Raw genomic sequence first — 17,166 nt, forward strand, 5'->3', positions numbered from 1 at the left:
GAACATGAGCAACAAAATTTGGACAATATTGGCGGCCTCTGCGCTGAGCTTCGGCTTGGTTGCTTGCGGTGGCGGCGAAGGCGATGCAGGTCCGGCAACGCCTCCGGGTGGCCCGACGGTTGGTGGAACAAACCCAGCCGTTGGCACTGGAGCAACGGGCGCGGCCACGGGCCCCCTCATGAGCCTGGAAGACATCGCCAAGAAGATGAACCGGCCCTACACCAAGCCGCTCGCGGGCATGCCGCTCAGCGAGAAGTTGGATCCGGGTAGCGCTGAGCTTCGCCTGTACGCGGAAAACAAAGGCTTCCAATCGAGACGCGATCCGTTCGCGCTGCTTCCGGTGGAAAAGGCGTTCGAAAACGCTCAGCGCCGCGAGAAGCTGTTCAGCGAAGGGCTCTCGTTCACCAACTATTTTGAATTGCCGGAAGAAAAGCCTTCCGAAGAAGACATTGTCGAGCCGCCCCCCAACAATTGGCGACTGGCCGGCATCTTCCAGGGCAACGGCATCTCGGCCATCATGACCAACGGCTCGTTCCCTGCGCTGCAGATCAAGCCAGGCACCCAAATTCCGGGTTCCGAATGGTACGTGGCCTCGATCGATTCGGAAAAGGCGATCCTTCGTCGACGCAACAATAAGCGTCCGCGCGAATGGGTGGTTCGCCTGCAGGGCTCGTTTGACTTTGGCGGAAACCAAGGTGGCGGCGGTGGAAATCAAGGCGGCGGTAGCCCCGACAGTCCTCCCCTCCCCGGTGGTCGCGATGGCGATGGCATTCCGGGAGGAGCCGACCGATAATCAATTTTGGCGTAACTGCCGTTGACCAGAAACATTCGACTTATTGAGGTTGAAACTATGAATAACCGACTAAAATTGGCGCTTGCCGCTTTGATGCTGTTCGGAGCCATGATCTTCACTCCGGTGAAGGCCATCGCTCAGGGCACCGACCCGCGAGACCAGGTAATCCCCTCGATTAGCCTGGACGAAGCCGACGTGCGCGACGCGCTGCGCGAGCTGTTCCGACAAGTTCAGGTGGACTATTCGGTTGCTCCCGAAGTGCAAGGCACCGTAACGATTAAACTGACGAACCAAACGTTCGAGACCGTGCTGCGCAACATCCTCAATCAAGTGGATTCGACGTACCGCGTGGAAGCTGGCGTTTACGTCATCGTGAAGAAGTCGGACGGCGGCGGCCCGGTGGGTCCGGAAACGACTCCGGAAACCCCCCAAGCTCAAGAAAATCAGATTGTTCGCATTCCCATTCGCTCGGCTGACCCCGAACTGATCATTCGCTTGATCAACGGCACGCTTAGCCCGGGTTCGGAAGTCGAGTTCAGTTCGCGGCCTTCTAACAGTGGCTTCGGCGGCGGCGGTGGTGGCTTTGGCGGCGGCGGTGGCGGCCTCGGTGGCGGTCTCGGCGGCGGTGGCGGTGGCCTCGGCGGCGGATTCGGCGGCGGCGGTGGCGGCTTCGGCGGCGGCGGCGGCAGTCTGGGCGGACGATAATTCGCCAGCATTTTTGCAAGGATATTGAATAGTATGTTGAGGATGAAGAAGAAGAGTTTCGCGAAGGTCGCCAGCCTGCTGGTCGCCGGATGCGTACTGGGTGTCAGTGCTTTCGCCCAAGATGGTCTGAGCAAGCGGATTGACGTCACGTTGAGTGATGCCGACCTGTACTTTGCAACTCAGCTGTTGACGGCGCAAACGGGAATCCAGTTTGTGATTGAACCGGGTGACAAGGACTTCGCGAAGATCAATATTTCGCTGAAGGACAAGACCGCCGAGGAAGCGATTCGCTACATTTGCGACGCGGCCGGCGCCCATGCTGAACGCGACGAGTCGGGCGTGTTCATCATTCGCCGCGGCAAGAAGGTCACTGCTCCTGAGGTTCCGGTCTCCACTGCGGCACCTGTCGTCATTCGCAAAGTTGTTCTGCAACATGCTGACGCGGCAAAGGTTCTCCAGCAGATCGCAGCTCAAGAAGCATTCGATCCGATCGAGGGTTTCCGTGAGCTTCAGGCCATGCAAGAGCTGTATCAAAGCAAGTCGAAGAGCAGCGAAATCTACATCGTCGGCAGCGGTCCGATTCCTGGCCAAGCATTCCCCGTGTCCAACCAACCCGGTTCGTTCGAAAAGGCTGCCCGCGGTACCTCGGACATGAATTCGGTAGATTCCGACGTTCGCCTTCCCGGCGACGAAGCGGCTAAGCAAGCTGGTTTCGGCGGTCGCGGTGGCGGCGGTGGTGGCGGCGGCCAAGGCAACGGCTTTGGTGGCGGCGGCGGCGGTCAACCGGGCGGTGGTGCTGGCGGTCAAGGCGGCCAAAACGGCGGCCAAGGTAGCGGTAGCACGATCACAGCTGGTCAAGGGTTTGCTCCTCAGGGCCTTGATCGAGTCACCTTCGATCCGACCGATAACTCGTTGGTCGTGCAAGGTACCGAAGAAGCCATTCGCAAACTTCGCAACTTGGTGGACCTCTTCGACGTGGCTCCCAAGCAAGTTGAAATCAAGGTTGAATTCATCCAAACTTCGATTGGTGTGGCCAAGTCGCTTGGCTTCGACTGGTTGTATCAGCGCGGCGGCGTTTCGGCGGGTAACCGGCCGGGCACGTTTGCGCGAGCCGGCGACCCTATCTTCTTGAACTACGCAACGGGCAACGTCACGACGCGCATGCGCACGTTCATCACCGAATCCGATGGTAAGACGGTCAACGCGCCGTTGATCCGCACACTGAATAACCAGAGCGCTACGGTGTTCCAGCAAACGACGACTTACATCTTCGTTTCGCAGGTGACCGGCTCGGCCGGTGGCAACATCGTCACCTTTACGCCGCAACCGATCAATATCAACACGTTCTTGAGTGTTAAGCCGCGCATCAACGCTGACGGATTCATCACGATGATTCTTCAGCCGAACATTGGTGACCAAGGTCAGATTCGCCGCGGTCCAGACGGTACGGAAGTGGCTGATAGCATCAACCAAGGCATGCTCGTCACCGCTCGCGTCCGCAGCGGCCGAACCATCGCCCTTGGTGGAATCACGCGAAAGCAGTTCACCAACACGATGCAAAAGTTCCCCGTCCTCGGTGACTTGCCCATCATTGGTCAGTTCTTCCGATCGACGACCAAGAACCGCAACGATACCGAAACCATCATCTTCGTCACCCCGACGATCATCGATGAAGACGGTCAACCCGGCCTTACCCCCTAATCAGCGGGAAACGGTCATAATCAACTGGGCGGAGCGAAGGCACCGCCCAGTTTTTGTATGACTCAATGGTGGATCCTCGTGGGCATGATGGGGTCCGGAAAATCGATGGTGGGCAGGAAGCTCTCCGAGATATCCGGGCGGCCCTTGCAGGACACCGACCAGCTTCTCCAAAACCGCTTTGGCCGCACCATCGGCAAGATTTTTGACATCTACGGAGAGGCCGCCTTCCGCGACCACGAAACGAGCGTGTTGAAAACCCTGGACCCGGAGGCCGGGATTTTGGCCACCGGCGGCGGCGTGATTGTCCGCCCCCAAAACCGCGTCGAGCTCGCGCGCCTCGGCAAAACCATCTATCTGCAAGTGCCGCCCGACAAGCTCATCGAGCGCCTCAGCCTTAGCCGACGCCGTCGCCCCCTGCTGGAAACGGAAAACTGGGAAGACCGCTTCCGCGACCTTTACGAATCGCGGCGCGAGATCTACGAAGGCGCGGACCTCACCTTTCCTGTTTCCGCTGAGGACCTGGAAGACACCGCCGCCGCCCTGCATGTGCGGCTGATGGAGCTCGGATGGTAGTCCAACATTCGCGCGGCTCGTATCCGGTCCATTTTGGCGAGGGCATGCCGGAACTCCCCGCCGGCGCGCCCCTCATCACCGATTCCAATCTCGCCGCGCTCTATCCGGAGCTCATCGCGAACCATCCCCACATGATAGTGCCCGCCGGCGAGGCGAGCAAAAGCCTGCTCTCGGTGGGTCCCATCGTCAGTTGGCTAGCCAGCCAAAACGTCCGCCGCGACCAGCCCATCGTCGCTCTCGGCGGAGGGGTCATTGGCGATCTCGCCGGGTTTGTCGCCAGCATCTACATGCGCGGCATCCCGTTCATCCAGGTCCCCACAAGCTTGCTCGCGATGGTGGATTCGTCGGTCGGCGGCAAGGTGGGCGTGGACCTGCCCGAGGGCAAGAATCTCGTGGGCGCGTTTTGGCCACCCGCGGCGGTGCACATTCACCCCGTCTTTTTACATTCGTTGCCCGATTTTGAACTCACCAACGGCCTTGCCGAGGTCGCCAAGATGGGCGCGATCCTCGACCCGGCGCTGCTCGAAAGCCTTCAACCCGACGGCGCAACCCTGGCGCAGATTCAGCGCAGCGTTGACCTCAAACGGCAGTGCGTGGAGGCGGATGAGTTTGAGCGGAGCGGCATCCGGGCGACCCTCAACTTCGGCCACACCATCGGCCACGCTCTGGAGCAAGTGACCGATTACGAGATTCCTCACGGCCGCGCGGTGGCCATCGGCATGATCGCCGAGACCCAGCTGGGCGAGCAACTGGGCCACACTCCAGCCGGCACCGCCGACTGGCTGCGCGCTCACTTGGAGCGCCTAGGCTTGCCGACAAGCATCCCGGCCGCCGCCCGCCAACCGCAAGCATTGATCCAAGCGATGCGGCGAGATAAGAAAGTCTCCGGCGAGAACTTAGCTTTTGCGCTCCTGACAGCACGCGGGGCGTGTAAACTCTTCGCGGACATCCCAGTGCGGGCGGTGGAGGAGCTATTCAACAACATAAGCTAAAAACGGCGTTGGTTTTGGTCATCGGCCTCTTCGTCACCAGCGGTTATGTCATGAGCCAGTTGGCCGTGTGGCGCGGCGAAGCCACCGACTATGCGCGCCGCATCGATCAGCCTCCCGTGGCGTTGTTAGCCACCGTTCTGCTTGGCCTCGTGCTCGTGGTCGGATTGCTACCGGAGGACCGCTCATGATCGGCACCGTGCTCAGCATGCGCTACGAGCTGATGAAGGAGACCGAGCGATCGCCGCTGTTCCGTGTTTTCAAGGCCCGCGATCGGGTTGTGGGTCGCGACGTGGTCGTCCGCGTGCTCGACGAGCCGTTCGCCAGCGAGGAGCCGTTCCTCACCGCGCTTTCCGAAGTCGTGCAGCGCAGCATCTCGCTGCCTCACCCCAATATCGAGCGCATGTTGGAATTGCAACGGGAAGACGGCGTTTCGTATCTGGTGTCCGAATTCAGCCCGGGCGTCCCTCTCGCCGAGCGAATCGGCTTGCTCGCGCCGTTCAGCCCGGGCGTGGCCCTCGGCATGATCAGCGACATCTGTTTGGGACTAATGATGTTGCACGAGAGCGGCGTGACGCACGGCGACCTGAGTAGCCGCAACATCATGGTGGGGCCGGACAATCGCGTGCGCATTACGCTGGCCGGCATGTGGACGAGCTTTAGTCATAGTCGCACGGCGGGCGCGGTCGTCTTGCCCATGATGGCGCCCTACCTTGCGCCCGATATCACGCGCGGCGAAATGCCGAGCCCAAGCACCGACATGTACGCCGTCGGCGTGCTGCTGTTTGAACTTCTGACGGGCAAAATGCCCTATCCCGGCGACAACGCGATGGCGATTGCCGTGAAGCAGTCGGCCGAGCCGATTCCTTCGGCGGTGGCCACCAATTCCAGCGTGCCGATGGTGCTCGACAAGATGCTGCAAAAGGTGTTAGCGAAGAGCAAGGGCGAGCGCTATCCCGATATCCGGTCGCTGCTCGCCGACATTCGCATTGTTCAAGATGGGCTGCGGTTTGGCCGTCAACTCGCCTGGCCGCTTGTGCCCGATCCGCAAGACACGGCGGCGCAAGCCGAGCCCGACGAGCGCGTAGTGGTGCCCGCCAGCATCGCCAGCCGCATTGCCGACATTCCTAAGACGGTCGCGATTTCAACAAGTCCGAAAGTAGACGCGGGTGCCGCGAGTCGGCCGCAACCCAAGCCCGAGGACGCCGGCCTGATCGCGCCGCGCATGGGCGCCGTGCGCGACAAGATGAAGCCCGAGGAAACGCCAATCGAGATCAGCGACTCCATTCCGAAGGGGCTGCGCATGCTGCTCATCCTCATCACGCTGATGTTGCTGGTGCTCGCGGGTAGTTACGTTTTTTGGAACCTGACCAAACCCAAGGAAATCCGGATGCCCAAGGTGACGTTCATCAGCGCCTCCGAAGCCGACAAGAAGCTAAAGATGATGGGTCTGAAAATGCGCGTCATCAAGCGGCAGATTGATCAAAAGTATTCGGAAAATACGGTGCTCGAAACCAACCCCAGCGCCAACCAAGCCATTAAGCAGGGCAGCACGGTAAACGTGATTATCTCTGCAGGCACGGGCTTTGTCGAAGTGCCCGACTTGGTCGGTCGCAGCGTAGAAGAGGCGAAGCAGACCCTCACAACACTCGGTTTGCAGCTTCGCGAACCGGTCAAACGCGCTTACGATGACAAGGTCCGTGAGGGCAACATCATCGAGCAACGTCCGCGCGCGAAGGTGCAGATCGAGCGCAATGCCGGGAAGGTCGCGGTGACGGTGAGTCGCGGCAAGTTCCGCGATGCCGCCGAAGGGGAAGGCGGCGGCAAAACGCAAAAATACACGATTCGCCTGACCATGCCCGAGGGTCAGCCGGAAACCGAAGTGCAGATCACGGTCGTGGATGCTGACGGCGAGCGGTCGGTGTTTAGCGAGCGCCTCAGTGGCCAAAGCGCCACGCGTAGTATCGAAGTGGAAGCCGCGGGCGACGAACCCGAGTACCGCGTTTACTACGACGGCCAACTGGTGGACCAAAAGCCGCTCAAGGAGTCGCGCCGGTGAAGATCGCGCCGAGCATCCTCAGCTTTCCGCTGGCCGAAGTGGCCGGCCCGGTTCGCGACATGGTCGCCGCCGGGGTGGACTTGATCCACTTTGATGTGATGGACGGGCAGTTTGTGCCGCCGATCACATTCGGCGATGCGCTCGTGCAGAGCCTTCGTCCGGTCGGCGAAATCCTGTTCGAAGCCCACTTGATGACCCTCACGCCCGAAGCGCATTTCGAGGCGTTTGCCCGCGCCGGATGCCAGCGCATTATTTTCCATGCGGAGGCCACGATGCACAGCCATCGCTTGGTGCAGAGCCTCAAGGGCATGGGCATTGAGGCCGGAGTGGCGATCAATCCCGGTACGCCGGTGCAGGTTTTGGAGCCCGTGCTCGACATGCTCGACATCGCGCTTGTGATGACGGTCAACCCCGGCTGGGGCGGCCAGGCGTTTCTTGGCGACTGCCTGCAAAAGGTGGCGTGGATCAAGGCTCGACGACCCGACCTGCTGGTGGAGAGTGATGGCGGCGTCAACGACAAGACTTGGCCCATTGCTCAGGCGGCGGGCGTGGATATCGCGGTGGTGGGAAGCTATCTGACCGGGCCTGAAGGCATTTCCGCGCTAGTGCGGAGGCTCCGCGCATGTGGCTAAAGGTCGCCTGCACCACGTTTTTGGTGGCCGGAGTCGCGATGCTGCTGTCGTGGGTGAAATTCGTAGGACCGCGTCCGCCGAGCGACGCCCCGAAGAAGGTTCTCGCTCAGTATGGCGTGCATCTGCTGACCTACTTTGGCATCACTTGCCTGCTGTTTTTGCTGGCCGCCATTTTTGCGGTGCTCATCATTCGGCACACACGACGCCAATATGTGGAAGAAATGCGCGGAAACTACGACGAATTGATTGAGGGCACGCTCCACGATCATGCCCGAAAGGAGTAGTCGCGACGCCGCGATGGATCGGGCGCTGGAACTCGCTCAGCAGGGCTATCCCGCGCCGAACCCGCACGTGGGTTGCGTCATCGTTCGAGACGGCGAGATCGTCGGCGAGGGCTATCACGACCACGCCGGTGGCCCGCACGCCGAGGTTGTCGCGTTGCGGCAAGCCGGAGACCGGGCTCGCGGCGCGGAGGTTTTCGTCACGCTGGAGCCCTGCAATCATCAGGGGCGCACCGGCCCGTGCACCCAGGCCTTGATCAGCGCGGGCGTGGCCAAGGTCTGGATTGGTGCCCTGGATGAGAGTCGCCCAAGGGCGGAGGCGGGCGTTCATGTGTTGCGTGATGCCGGGGTTGCCACTGAGGTTTGGCCCGAAGACATGGCCGAACGCGCGCAATGGGTCGCGCGCCAGTTTTCCCGGCAACGAGTGACGGTGGTCGGCAAGGTCGCGATTACAGCGGACGGATTTTTGGCGCGGCTCGACGGCACCAGCAAGTGGATCACGGGCGAATCGGCCCGGGCCATGGGCCACAGCATGCGCGCCGAGTTGGGTGCGGTGTTGGTGGGTCGCCGCACGTTAGAACTCGACAACCCGCAGCTCACCGCGCGCGTGCTGGGCGTGGTGAATCAACCGTCTCGGCTGGTGCTCGACCCCCATTCGCGCGTGGGGGCAGATCATGAGTTCTTCGCGAGCGGCGGGCGGCGATTGTGCCTGCGTGCGGAGCATGGTTTTGATATTGCGCTCGCTGATACGCAGAACGCCAGCATCATACAGGCGGTCGCCGGCCTTGGCGCGACGGGCTTGATGATTGAGGGGGGCGCGACGTTGCTCAGCGCGATGCTGCCCGCCATGGACCAGTTTGAGGTGTTCCGCTCGCCCGATGAATGGGGCGAAGGGCAGCCGTTTTTGACGCCTCAAGTTCAACAAGCTTTTGCCGAAGAGTTTAGGGTCACGCGCAGTATGCGGCTCGACCGGGACTTTTGGTTCACGTACAAAAGAGTGGGAACGCGGTAAAGAAAACCAGCGTTAGCATATACAAAAGAGCATCAGACTCTTTCTCCCAACACCCACCCTCAAGCCCCCGCCGAAACGAGCGGGGATTTTTTTTGAACTATTTGCGGGGTTTGGTGGTTCTTATCTATGAGAGTTTCATACTCTCTCTCCCAAAAACCCAATAAGAAGCCCCGCCGGAAGCCCTCAAGCGCGGGGCCTTCTGCTTTTAGAACCCCAAAAAGTAGCGGTGGACTGAGACATCGTCCGTCAGCTCGGGATGAAAAGAGGTTCCCAGCCGATTCCCTTGCCGCACGGCGACCACCTGGTCATCAATCGCGGCCAGAACTTGCACGTCGTCGGCTCGCTCCACCACGACCGGCGCGCGAATGAACACCGCCGTCACCGGCTCGGTCAGGCCGACCATTGGAATCTGCTGCTCAAAGCTGTGAACCTGCCGCCCAAAAGCGTTGCGGCGGACCTTGATATCCAACAGGTTGAGGCGAAACTGGTCGCGATCCTCGACTTCCCGGGCCATCAAAATCATGCCCATGCAGGTGCCCCAAATCGGCATCCCTTCGGCCACGGCGGCCACGATCGCCTCGCCGAGCCCGAACCGCTGCATCAGCATGCCCACCGTCGAGCTTTCGCCACCGGGAATGATCAGCCGGTCAACGCCCGCCAGATCGGTGGGGGTGCGCACTTCCTTGCTGGAGCCGCCCGCCGCCTGCACGGCCTCGGCGTGTTTTGCGAAGTTGCCTTGAATGCTGACAATGCCAACCACGACCCTCATTGTACTCCCGGTATTTGTTCTAGCAAGTAATCCTATGGTCGGTGGAACAACTTCGCTGAGGGTCAGTGAATGGGTTTTGAGATTTCGATGAATACGGTGCAGCTCTCGGCGGTGCACGAGATTTGCAACATTGGCCTGGGTCACGCGCTCACTGCGCTCTCGACCATGACAGGGCGCAGCTTCAACATGGAGATCCCGAAGGTGGATGCGGTGCCCGCGGCGACGATTTCGCAGATGCTGGGCGGTCCGGACGAAATCGTGGTCTCAGTGCTGATGCCGTTCGAGGGCGATGTGGATGGTCAGATGGCGTTCCTCTTCCCGTGGGAAAGCGCGCAACAACTTTGGGCCATGCTGCTCGGCGCGGCTCCGGCCGACTACGCCGCGGTGGACGACATGCACATGTCCGCCACTCGCGAGGTCGGCAACATCATCAATTCCAGTTTTCTCAACGCGCTGGCCGACATGACCGGGCTGCGCATGCACGCCACGCCGCCGTCGTTTGCGCTCGACATGGCGATCTCGGTGGCCGGCAGCATTGTGGTGGAAGCCGAGGCCCGCGAGGCCGTGGCACTTGCAGTTGAAACGGCGATTTTCGATTCCGAGCATACGACCAAGGGCTACTTTGTCCTGATTCCGACCGTCGCGACGCTGCGCACCATGTTCGAGCGGTTGGGGATCGCTGAGGCGGCCTAGCATGACCAAGTCCGAGCTGCTGGTCGGCATGGCCGACATCCATTTTTGCAAGGGTCCGGCCAAGTACACCTGCCTCGGACTCGGGTCGTGCATCGGACTGGCCCTGGTGGACAACCGGACCCAGATCAGCGGGATGATTCATATCATGCTGCCAGCTACATTCCCCGATCGTCCGGTGGACAAGATAGGCAAGTTTGCTGATGTTGGCATTCCCGAGCTCATTCGCGTGATGTCGCTGCACGGCGCCGAGCCGCGGCGCATGGTCGCCGCGTACTGCGGCGGCGCGGCGGTTTTCAAAACCGACGGCGTCGGTTCGCACTTGGATATCGGCGCGCGCAACGCCGATGCCGTCAAGAAGTTTTTGAATGAGAATCGCATCCCGGTATGCGGCGTCGATGTCGGCGGCTCGTCGGGCCGCACCATGATCTATCACTCAGATTCGGGCGAAATCACCGTCCGAACCGTTCTCGGGGGAGAAAGAACACTTTGCAATCTCAAGGCAGGTTAAATCGAAATGACTCTCCAAGAACTGCTCTGTCAGGCAGCTGATCTCCCCTCGTTCCCGCAACTCGCGTTGCGAGTGGCGCGCGAAACCGAGCACTCGGACGCTTGCGCGGCTTCGATCGCCGACCTCATGGCCGAGGATCAAGGTCTCTCAACCCGTGTTTTGCGCCTGGCGAATAGCTCATTTTTCGGTGTGCCGCGCCGCATTGATAGCTTGCGCGAGGCGATCATAATTCTGGGGCTGGTGAACGTCCGCCGCTTGGCGCTAGCCGCCAGCACGTACAGCTGGTTCCTCTCCACGGGTCGCGGGTCGCGGCTGCCGATGGCGCTGTGGTCGCAGAGCGTGGGGGTCGCGACGGTGGCCGCGTCGTTAGAAACGCAGTCGCCCAAGGTCAGCGAAACCGACCTGTTTACGGCGGGAATCTTGGCGGATATCGGTCTCTCGGCGATGGGTGCGGTCGCGCCGGAACCCGTGGATCGCGTGTTCCAACTCTGCCGCGACGAGCTGATGGCCTTGGCCAGGGCCGAGCAAGAGGTTTTCGGATTCTCGCACGAGCAAGTTGGCGCGGAACTCGCCACGGAGTGGGGTTTCCCCGACGGCGTGATCACGTGCATTCGCTACCACCACTGGCCGCATCGCGCGCCGGATGGCGAAGTCGCGCCGTACTTCCTGAACCTTGCCGCCGGCCTCATGTCCGAGACGAATCAGGGCCTGGTCGCGCTGGGTCATCAGGACGTGATCTTGCCCGAGGTTCTCGTCGCGTTGGGTCTGGAAACTGAGCACCTAGAAGCGGCCCGAGCGGGCCTGCAACGGGCGTTGAGCATGCCGCAAGGCATTCTGGGAGGACTGGCCGCCTAGGTGCAGACACCTGCCCGGACTGCCGATAACAACACTATGCGTAAACAGCGAATTCTCATCGTGGATGACTCCCCGTTGATCCGACGAATTCTTTCCGATTGGATTCAGGCCGAGTTTGACCTTGAACTCGTCGGCGCGGCGGAGAACGGTCACGAGGCGATTCGTCTGGCCGAGGAACTCAAGCCCGACCTGATTACGCTTGACGTGGAAATGCCCGAGTGCGACGGCATTACGGCGCTCCGCGCGATTATGGCGGCCAGGCCGACGGCGGTTTTGATGATTAGTTCGGTGACCACCAAGGGCGCGAAGTCGACTTTGGCGGCCATGGAAGCCGGCGCCTATGACTTTGTGACCAAGCCCGGCGGAGCAAGCAGTGTGAAGTTTGGCTGCACCAAGGAAGAAGTTCTGAACAAGATTCGGGCGGGGCGATACGTCCGCGTCGGCTCTCCGACAACCTTAAAGGTAACCGAAAAGCCCGCGGCGGTCAGCATTCCCTCGCGTAGCGACAAGGTCGTGGTCATCGCGTCCTCCACCGGTGGTCCGCAAGCGTTGGTGCGCCTTTGGCCGAACATTCCCGCCAACTTCCCAGCGCCGATCCTGATCGTGCAGCACATGCCGGCGGGATTCACGGATTCGTTTGCAAAGCGACTCACGAAGCTCGGCACGGTGCCTTGCGTCGAAGCCAAAGCGGGAATGACGCCGGAGCCGGGCGTCGCGATTCTTGCGCCTGGCGGCTATCACATGACGCTTGACGCGGACGGAAAAATCGCGCTCGACGCGCGTCCCACGATTCATGGTGTGCGGCCAGCGGCGGACTTTTTGTTTGAAACCGCGGCGGCTCGCTTCGGTTCGCGGCTCATTGGCTTGGTGCTGACCGGCATGGGCAAGGATGGCGCGGCAGGCGCGTTGCAGATCAAAAATTCCGGCGGGGTTGTGCTCGGCGAATCAGCGGATTCGTGTCTGGTTTACGGCATGCCGCGGGCGGCGATGGAACTCGGCGCGGTCTCGGCTGAGGCCAGCATCGACGACCTCATGTCGCACGTCGCGGGTTGCCTGACCAAACGAGGGCAGAATGCAGCCTAAGGCCGCCGAGTGGGAACTGTTTTATAGCCGGGTCCTTAAGCGGACCGGGCTCGATCTAAACGACTACAAGTCGGAGCAGTTGCAGCGCCGATTGGTCAACCTCTTTCGCACGTGCAAGGTAGCGAATCTCGACGAACTGTGGACGTACGCTCAGGCGCAGCCCAATGGAACGTCGTGGCTCTTTGACCAGATCGCCATCAATGTCACGGAGCTATTTCGGAATCCCGAAAAGTGGGCCGAACTTGAGCAGAAAGTGATCCCGCAACTGCTGGCCAAGTCGCCGACGCTCAAGTGTTGGAGCGCGGGTTGTAGCATCGGAGCCGAGGCGCATACCCTCGCGTGTTTGTTCGCCGAAAAGTTTCCCGGACGGCACTCGATTTTGGGCACCGACATCGACATGAGCGCCCTGGCCGAGGCGAAGCGGGGGGTGTTTTCCGCCGCAGATGCCAAGGCAACTCCAAGCGCGTACCTCAAGAAGTACTTTACGCCGCAGGACAAGTCGTACCAAGCAAACCCGGCGCTCACCAAGTACCTCCAGTTTAAGCATGGCAATCTGTTGGCCGATCGCTTTGACACAGGGTACGACCTTATTCTCTGTCGCAATGTGGTGATTTATTTCACCGACGAGGCGAAGGACCAACTGTATCAGAAGTTCTGGAGCGCGCTCAAACCGGGCGGGATTCTTTGGATCGGCGGTACAGAACGAATCCACAATCACCGATACTTGGGATTCGAGAGTCCGCATCCGTTCTTTTATCAGAAAACAAACAACGTGGAACAAACATGGCGAAACGCATCCTAATCACCGACGACGCTCTCTTTATGAGAGTCACGCTGAAGAACATCCTTACCGGCGCAGGCTACGAAGTAGTGGGCGAGGCCGCCAATGGCGTCGAGTCGGTGGAACTGTTTAAGAAACTCAAGCCCGACCTCGTGACGATGGACATTACGATGCCCGAACTCGATGGCATCGGCGCTCTCAAGGCGATTAAGGGAATCGATCCCGATGCGCGAGTGGTGATGTGCACCGCGATGGGCCAAAAGAACATGGTCGTCGAAGCCATTCAGGCCGGCGCGAAGGACTTTATCATCAAGCCGTTCCAGCCCGATCGCGTCCTCGAATCCATCTCCAAGCACGCCGCCTAGGAAGCAAAATCCGGTGAAAGTCGAATACATTAATCCGTTTGTCCAGGGGTCGCTGAACGTGATTCAGACCCTTACCGGAATCACGCCCGAACGTGGTCACCTGACCGCGCGTCCGCAGATGTTTACCACGCAACAAGTGAACATCGTGATCGGCGTTACGGGCCAAGTGGAGGGTCAAGTGATTTATGGCATGTCGGTGCAAACGGCCGACCGCATTGCCGGCATCATGCTCGGGCAATCGGTGGTGACTTTCGACCAGCTCGCGGCGAGCGCCATCGCCGAACTCGGCAACATGATTAGTGGCAATTCGCTGGGCATTCTCAGCCAGGCCGGATTTGTTTGCGATATCACTCCGCCGACGATTATTCGCGGCAGCAGCGTGCGGATTAGCACGCTCGACATCCCCGCACTCGTGATTCCCCTGAAGCTGGAAGATGTCGGCGTGTTCGAGATTAACGTGAGTTTGCAAGAGCGTCGCCGCGCCATGGCGGCGTAGCGCTACGCCTCAAAAATCGCCTGCAAGTCCTTGTAATGAAGGAACAGGCGCATCGGATTTGTCGGTGAAGGCGTCATCCCAAGCTTTTCGTAGTAGGCGCGAGCCTCCTCATCTTTCGCATCGACGACAAAGAATCTCACCGGCGCGGCCGCCTGCGACATCACCGCCCAAGTCCGTCGGAGCGCGTCCGAAAATAACGACTTTCCTAACCCCTGCCGCTGAAAGGTTTCATCAATCGCGAGGCGAGCCAGAAGCAGGGCCGGAATTGTGTCCGGCATTCCGCGCGCAATCTTCTTAGGTGCTTGTTCACGCACGGAACTCACGTGCGCGAGCGTGTAGTACGCCGCCACATGCAGTGAGCCCACGGGCGTGACGACATAGGTGCGCGACAGCATCGCGTTTTGCCGCGCCAATGCGTGCTCTTTCAAAAAGTCGTTGAGCGGTGGCTTCCCGCAATCAAAGTTTGCTACCTCGTGCTCGGCCGTGAGGGGAGTGGGCGCGGCGAAGTCAGGCATCCCAAACTGGTTTTTCGTTGAGCAATTCGCGCAGGGCGGGGAGGTCCCGCGCCGGTTGATCCATGAGCTTTGCCATCAGCTCAAACTCGTCGGCGGAGAGGACGAGCCGTTGCTCCTCTTGCAGCACTCGGTCGGCCTCATTGAGCGAGGCTTCCAGCACGAATTGGCTCATCGAGGTGTGGCGAACTTCCGCCGCGCGGCGAAGCACCTGCTTCTGTTTCGCGTTGGCGCGAATCGAAAGTCGGTCCTCAGATGGTGATGGTTGATTGCCAGGTTGCATATCTTCTCCCTAAACTATAACTTGATTATGCCCGATTGTGTTCCCATTGTCCACCCAAATATTGCCATTTGTTCCGAAACCTCGTGCCAGCCTCAGCCGTACCTAAGTCATGCGAATGGACCTTGTCGGCTTGCAAGCCACTGATTTTTACGCCGAGACGGATCAGCGGGCGCTCGATGCGCTCAAGCGAATCCCCCTGTTACCCACGCTCACCAAGAAGTTTTTCGAGCACGGGATTGACCGCTGGATGTACGTGCAAAACATGGCGATGTGCGTGCGTTGCGGGCCGCGACAATACGCCACCGTGTACGGAATCATGCGCGATTGCGCGCGGCGGCTCGACATGCAAGAGCCCGAGCTTTATCTCACGGGGAATCCATTTCCCAACGCGTTTGCCGGCGGCGTGGAGCGACCCTACATCACTCTGCGGTCGAGCATTCTCGACACCCTTAACGACGAGCAACTGGTGCACATCATTGGTCACGAGTTGGGCCACATCAAGGCCGGCCACATTCTCTACATGTCCATGGCGCGCGTGCTCGCCCCGCTTATGCAGCTTTTGGGCCGCGCGACCCTAGGACTTGGCGACGTCGGCACGCTGGCCCTCGTCATGGCGCTGGCCGAGTGGTCGCGCCAGGCCGAACTCACTGCCGATCGCGCCGGACTACTGGCGTGCCAAGACTTGCCGACATCCATGAGCGCCAACTTGGCGTTGGCGGCCGGACCCAGTCGGTTTGCGCACGAGGCCCACCTCGAAACGTTTGTGGATCAGGCGCGGGCTTACCAAGAAATGTCGCAGACGGACATGGTTGGGAAGGCGATTTGGTTTATGCGATACGGCTACGCGGCGAGTCACCCGATGCCGGTCTATCGCACACAAGCCCTCGAGCGTTGGGTGCTCGCGGGCTCGTACGATCAGATTTTGCGGACTTACGGTTCGGCGACGACTTCGACTTCGTCGGCCACCGGAGCCTGATCCTCGACGGGTGCGTCGGGCGCGGCGCCCACGCGGAACGCAAACCGGGCGTTGCCGAGCGCAATCTCATCGCCGTCTTTGATCTCGGCGGTCTCGACCTTCTCAAAGTCGTCGCGACGGACATAGGTGCCGTTCGACGACTCCAGGTCGGTGATGCTCCAATTGCCGTTTTCAAAGTCAATCTTGGCGTGGCGTCGGGAGACGTACGCGCCCTCGGGCGTGCCGCCAAGGTCCACGTCAATGGGGCCGACACTCGGATCGAAGCGGCCAATGGTGGCGGGCGGGGCAAAGAGGAACGACTCGGTCGTTTCGATGCCGCCTCGAATCACGATTAGGCGTGCAAGCGGGATGGCGTCTTCGGCCATCGGGGTCACCACATCTTCTGGTTCCATGAGATTCATGCTAGGGACGGTTGAAGCCCCGCGAGTTGTTCGCGAACTTCAATCCCATTGTGGAGTATCGGTCGAACGGTGTACGAAAAGGAGACCAACGCCGCTTTCCACAACCACCGATACGCTCGCGGAAAGCGCGCGGTTGCTGATGCTTTTGAACCCGCCGGGCGCAAACTTCTGGCCCTCAACGGGCCACTCGGTGCCCAGCATGCTGGCCACGCATTCGGTGAGCGGCAAAAACGAGATTGTCGCCCCCGCCTCGCAAGGGAAGACCGTTCGCGATCCCGGGCGCAGGATGTAACCAAAACCGAGGCGAAGCACCAGCCGAATCGCGAGGTCGCTGGCGGCGCAAGCCGAGAGCGTGGCCAGCACGTGGTCCAGCCGATCGCCTTCGGCCCCCAGGATGGTCACTTCGGTGTGGCCCAGGAATTTGGCCGCGGCCAGAGCCTTTTCGCAGTCAGTCGTTTCTTGGTCGCCGTCGGTGGTCAGGTGCGGTCGCCACGCTTCGCTGATCGAGTCGCCGTCGCCCACAACCAGGTCCGCCGCGCGCTCCGCGGCAAGGCGATTTGCGCCGCCATCGGCGGCGATTATGTGGTCCGCCGACCTGACCCATTGGTCAGCCTCGGTTTGTCCATGGTCATCTCCACCCAACAAAATTAAATTTCGCGACATTTGCAGAATTCCACCGAGTTTTCCACCGTTCCCCAG

Annotated in this window: 23 protein-coding genes; 18 read left to right on the top strand and 5 right to left on the bottom strand. The window is 60.6% G+C overall.

Features of this window, described 5'->3' with window-relative positions:
* The first annotated feature begins 4 nt into the window (after window positions 1-4).
* From JNJ45_08650 to ribD, 10 genes are read left to right on the top strand one after another with little or no spacing between them, the layout of a single operon-like run.
* Window positions 5-793: a hypothetical protein gene (locus JNJ45_08650; protein ID MBL8048737.1), complete on the top strand. Its 789-nt coding sequence runs from the start codon at window positions 5-7 to the stop codon at window positions 791-793.
* A gap of 57 nt (window positions 794-850) precedes the next feature.
* Window positions 851-1,498: a hypothetical protein gene (locus JNJ45_08655; protein MBL8048738.1), complete on the top strand. Its 648-nt coding sequence runs from the start codon at window positions 851-853 to the stop codon at window positions 1,496-1,498.
* Between the two features lie 42 nt (window positions 1,499-1,540).
* Window positions 1,541-3,199: a hypothetical protein gene (locus JNJ45_08660; GenBank protein ID MBL8048739.1), complete on the top strand. Its 1,659-nt coding sequence runs from the start codon at window positions 1,541-1,543 to the stop codon at window positions 3,197-3,199.
* A 57-nt stretch (window positions 3,200-3,256) separates the two neighbouring features.
* Window positions 3,257-3,772, top strand: coding sequence for an AAA family ATPase (locus JNJ45_08665; protein ID MBL8048740.1), 516 nt, complete (start codon window positions 3,257-3,259; stop codon window positions 3,770-3,772).
* Window positions 3,766-4,764: a 3-dehydroquinate synthase gene (gene aroB, locus JNJ45_08670; protein ID MBL8048741.1), complete on the top strand. Its 999-nt coding sequence runs from the start codon at window positions 3,766-3,768 to the stop codon at window positions 4,762-4,764. The genes JNJ45_08665 and aroB overlap by 7 nt, the downstream gene beginning before the upstream one ends.
* A gap of 8 nt (window positions 4,765-4,772) precedes the next feature.
* On the top strand, window positions 4,773-4,952 hold the full coding sequence (locus tag JNJ45_08675) for a hypothetical protein (protein MBL8048742.1): 180 nt from the start codon (window positions 4,773-4,775) through the stop codon (window positions 4,950-4,952).
* A complete protein-coding gene (locus JNJ45_08680; protein ID MBL8048743.1) occupies window positions 4,949-6,820 on the top strand; it encodes a PASTA domain-containing protein in 1,872 nt (623 codons plus the stop codon). The genes JNJ45_08675 and JNJ45_08680 overlap by 4 nt, the downstream gene beginning before the upstream one ends.
* Window positions 6,817-7,452: a ribulose-phosphate 3-epimerase gene (locus tag JNJ45_08685; protein ID MBL8048744.1), complete on the top strand. Its 636-nt coding sequence runs from the start codon at window positions 6,817-6,819 to the stop codon at window positions 7,450-7,452. The genes JNJ45_08680 and JNJ45_08685 overlap by 4 nt, the downstream gene beginning before the upstream one ends.
* Window positions 7,443-7,736, top strand: coding sequence for a hypothetical protein (locus tag JNJ45_08690; protein MBL8048745.1), 294 nt, complete (start codon window positions 7,443-7,445; stop codon window positions 7,734-7,736). The genes JNJ45_08685 and JNJ45_08690 overlap by 10 nt, the downstream gene beginning before the upstream one ends.
* On the top strand, window positions 7,720-8,745 hold the full coding sequence (gene ribD / locus JNJ45_08695; protein MBL8048746.1) for a bifunctional diaminohydroxyphosphoribosylaminopyrimidine deaminase/5-amino-6-(5-phosphoribosylamino)uracil reductase RibD: 1,026 nt from the start codon (window positions 7,720-7,722) through the stop codon (window positions 8,743-8,745). The genes JNJ45_08690 and ribD overlap by 17 nt, the downstream gene beginning before the upstream one ends.
* Before the next feature lie 205 nt (window positions 8,746-8,950).
* On the opposite strand, the gene pdxT is transcribed toward ribD, so the two are convergent.
* Window positions 8,951-9,514, bottom strand: a complete 564-nt coding sequence (pdxT, locus tag JNJ45_08700; protein MBL8048747.1) for a pyridoxal 5'-phosphate synthase glutaminase subunit PdxT — start codon at window positions 9,512-9,514, stop codon at window positions 8,951-8,953.
* Between the two features lie 69 nt (window positions 9,515-9,583).
* Here pdxT and JNJ45_08705 point away from each other — a divergent pair, with 69 nt between their 5' ends.
* From JNJ45_08705 to JNJ45_08735, 7 genes are read left to right on the top strand one after another with little or no spacing between them, the layout of a single operon-like run.
* Window positions 9,584-10,207, top strand: a complete 624-nt coding sequence (locus JNJ45_08705) for a chemotaxis protein CheC (GenBank protein ID MBL8048748.1) — start codon at window positions 9,584-9,586, stop codon at window positions 10,205-10,207.
* A gap of 1 nt (window position 10,208) precedes the next feature.
* Window positions 10,209-10,715 carry a chemotaxis protein CheD gene (locus JNJ45_08710; protein MBL8048749.1) on the top strand — a complete coding sequence of 169 codons (507 nt, stop codon included), beginning with the start codon at window positions 10,209-10,211 and terminating at the stop codon, window positions 10,713-10,715.
* A gap of 6 nt (window positions 10,716-10,721) precedes the next feature.
* Window positions 10,722-11,570 (top strand): HDOD domain-containing protein, encoded by an 849-nt coding sequence (locus JNJ45_08715; GenBank protein ID MBL8048750.1) that lies wholly within the window; start codon window positions 10,722-10,724, stop codon window positions 11,568-11,570.
* Window positions 11,571-11,606: 36 nt separating this feature from the next.
* Entirely contained in the window at window positions 11,607-12,653 is a 1,047-nt protein-coding gene (locus JNJ45_08720) for a chemotaxis response regulator protein-glutamate methylesterase (GenBank protein MBL8048751.1), read from the top strand.
* Window positions 12,643-13,455 (top strand): protein-glutamate O-methyltransferase CheR, encoded by an 813-nt coding sequence (locus JNJ45_08725; protein MBL8048752.1) that lies wholly within the window; start codon window positions 12,643-12,645, stop codon window positions 13,453-13,455. The genes JNJ45_08720 and JNJ45_08725 overlap by 11 nt, the downstream gene beginning before the upstream one ends.
* The gene (locus JNJ45_08730; GenBank protein MBL8048753.1) at window positions 13,437-13,799 is read left to right on the top strand and encodes a response regulator; all 363 of its coding nucleotides are present in this window, start codon (window positions 13,437-13,439) and stop codon (window positions 13,797-13,799) included. The genes JNJ45_08725 and JNJ45_08730 overlap by 19 nt, the downstream gene beginning before the upstream one ends.
* A gap of 13 nt (window positions 13,800-13,812) precedes the next feature.
* Window positions 13,813-14,295, top strand: a complete 483-nt coding sequence (locus JNJ45_08735; GenBank protein MBL8048754.1) for a chemotaxis protein CheX — start codon at window positions 13,813-13,815, stop codon at window positions 14,293-14,295.
* Between the two features lie 2 nt (window positions 14,296-14,297).
* Here JNJ45_08735 and JNJ45_08740 read toward each other — a convergent pair whose 3' ends face one another.
* Both JNJ45_08740 and JNJ45_08745 read right to left on the bottom strand, forming a co-directional pair.
* The gene (locus JNJ45_08740; protein ID MBL8048755.1) at window positions 14,298-14,810 is read right to left on the bottom strand and encodes a GNAT family N-acetyltransferase; all 513 of its coding nucleotides are present in this window, start codon (window positions 14,808-14,810) and stop codon (window positions 14,298-14,300) included.
* Entirely contained in the window at window positions 14,803-15,090 is a 288-nt protein-coding gene (locus JNJ45_08745; GenBank protein ID MBL8048756.1) for a DUF1778 domain-containing protein, read from the bottom strand. The genes JNJ45_08740 and JNJ45_08745 overlap by 8 nt, the downstream gene beginning before the upstream one ends.
* Before the next feature lie 109 nt (window positions 15,091-15,199).
* Between JNJ45_08745 and JNJ45_08750 the strand changes: the two genes are divergently transcribed.
* Window positions 15,200-16,066, top strand: a complete 867-nt coding sequence (locus JNJ45_08750) for a M48 family metallopeptidase (protein MBL8048757.1) — start codon at window positions 15,200-15,202, stop codon at window positions 16,064-16,066.
* Here JNJ45_08750 and JNJ45_08755 read toward each other — a convergent pair.
* Together JNJ45_08755 and JNJ45_08760 are read right to left on the bottom strand one after the other, a co-directional pair.
* Window positions 16,021-16,458, bottom strand: a complete 438-nt coding sequence (locus tag JNJ45_08755; protein ID MBL8048758.1) for an FHA domain-containing protein — start codon at window positions 16,456-16,458, stop codon at window positions 16,021-16,023. The two genes, JNJ45_08750 and JNJ45_08755, sit on opposite strands and share 46 nt — an antisense overlap.
* 48 nt (window positions 16,459-16,506) lie before the next feature.
* Window positions 16,507-17,130 carry a thiamine diphosphokinase gene (locus JNJ45_08760; GenBank protein MBL8048759.1) on the bottom strand — a complete coding sequence of 208 codons (624 nt, stop codon included), beginning with the start codon at window positions 17,128-17,130 and terminating at the stop codon, window positions 16,507-16,509.
* Window positions 17,131-17,166 lie beyond the last annotated feature (36 nt).

Source organism: Chthonomonas sp., from assembly GCA_016788425.1.
Classification (GTDB): domain Bacteria; phylum Armatimonadota; class Fimbriimonadia; order Fimbriimonadales; family Fimbriimonadaceae; genus JAEURQ01.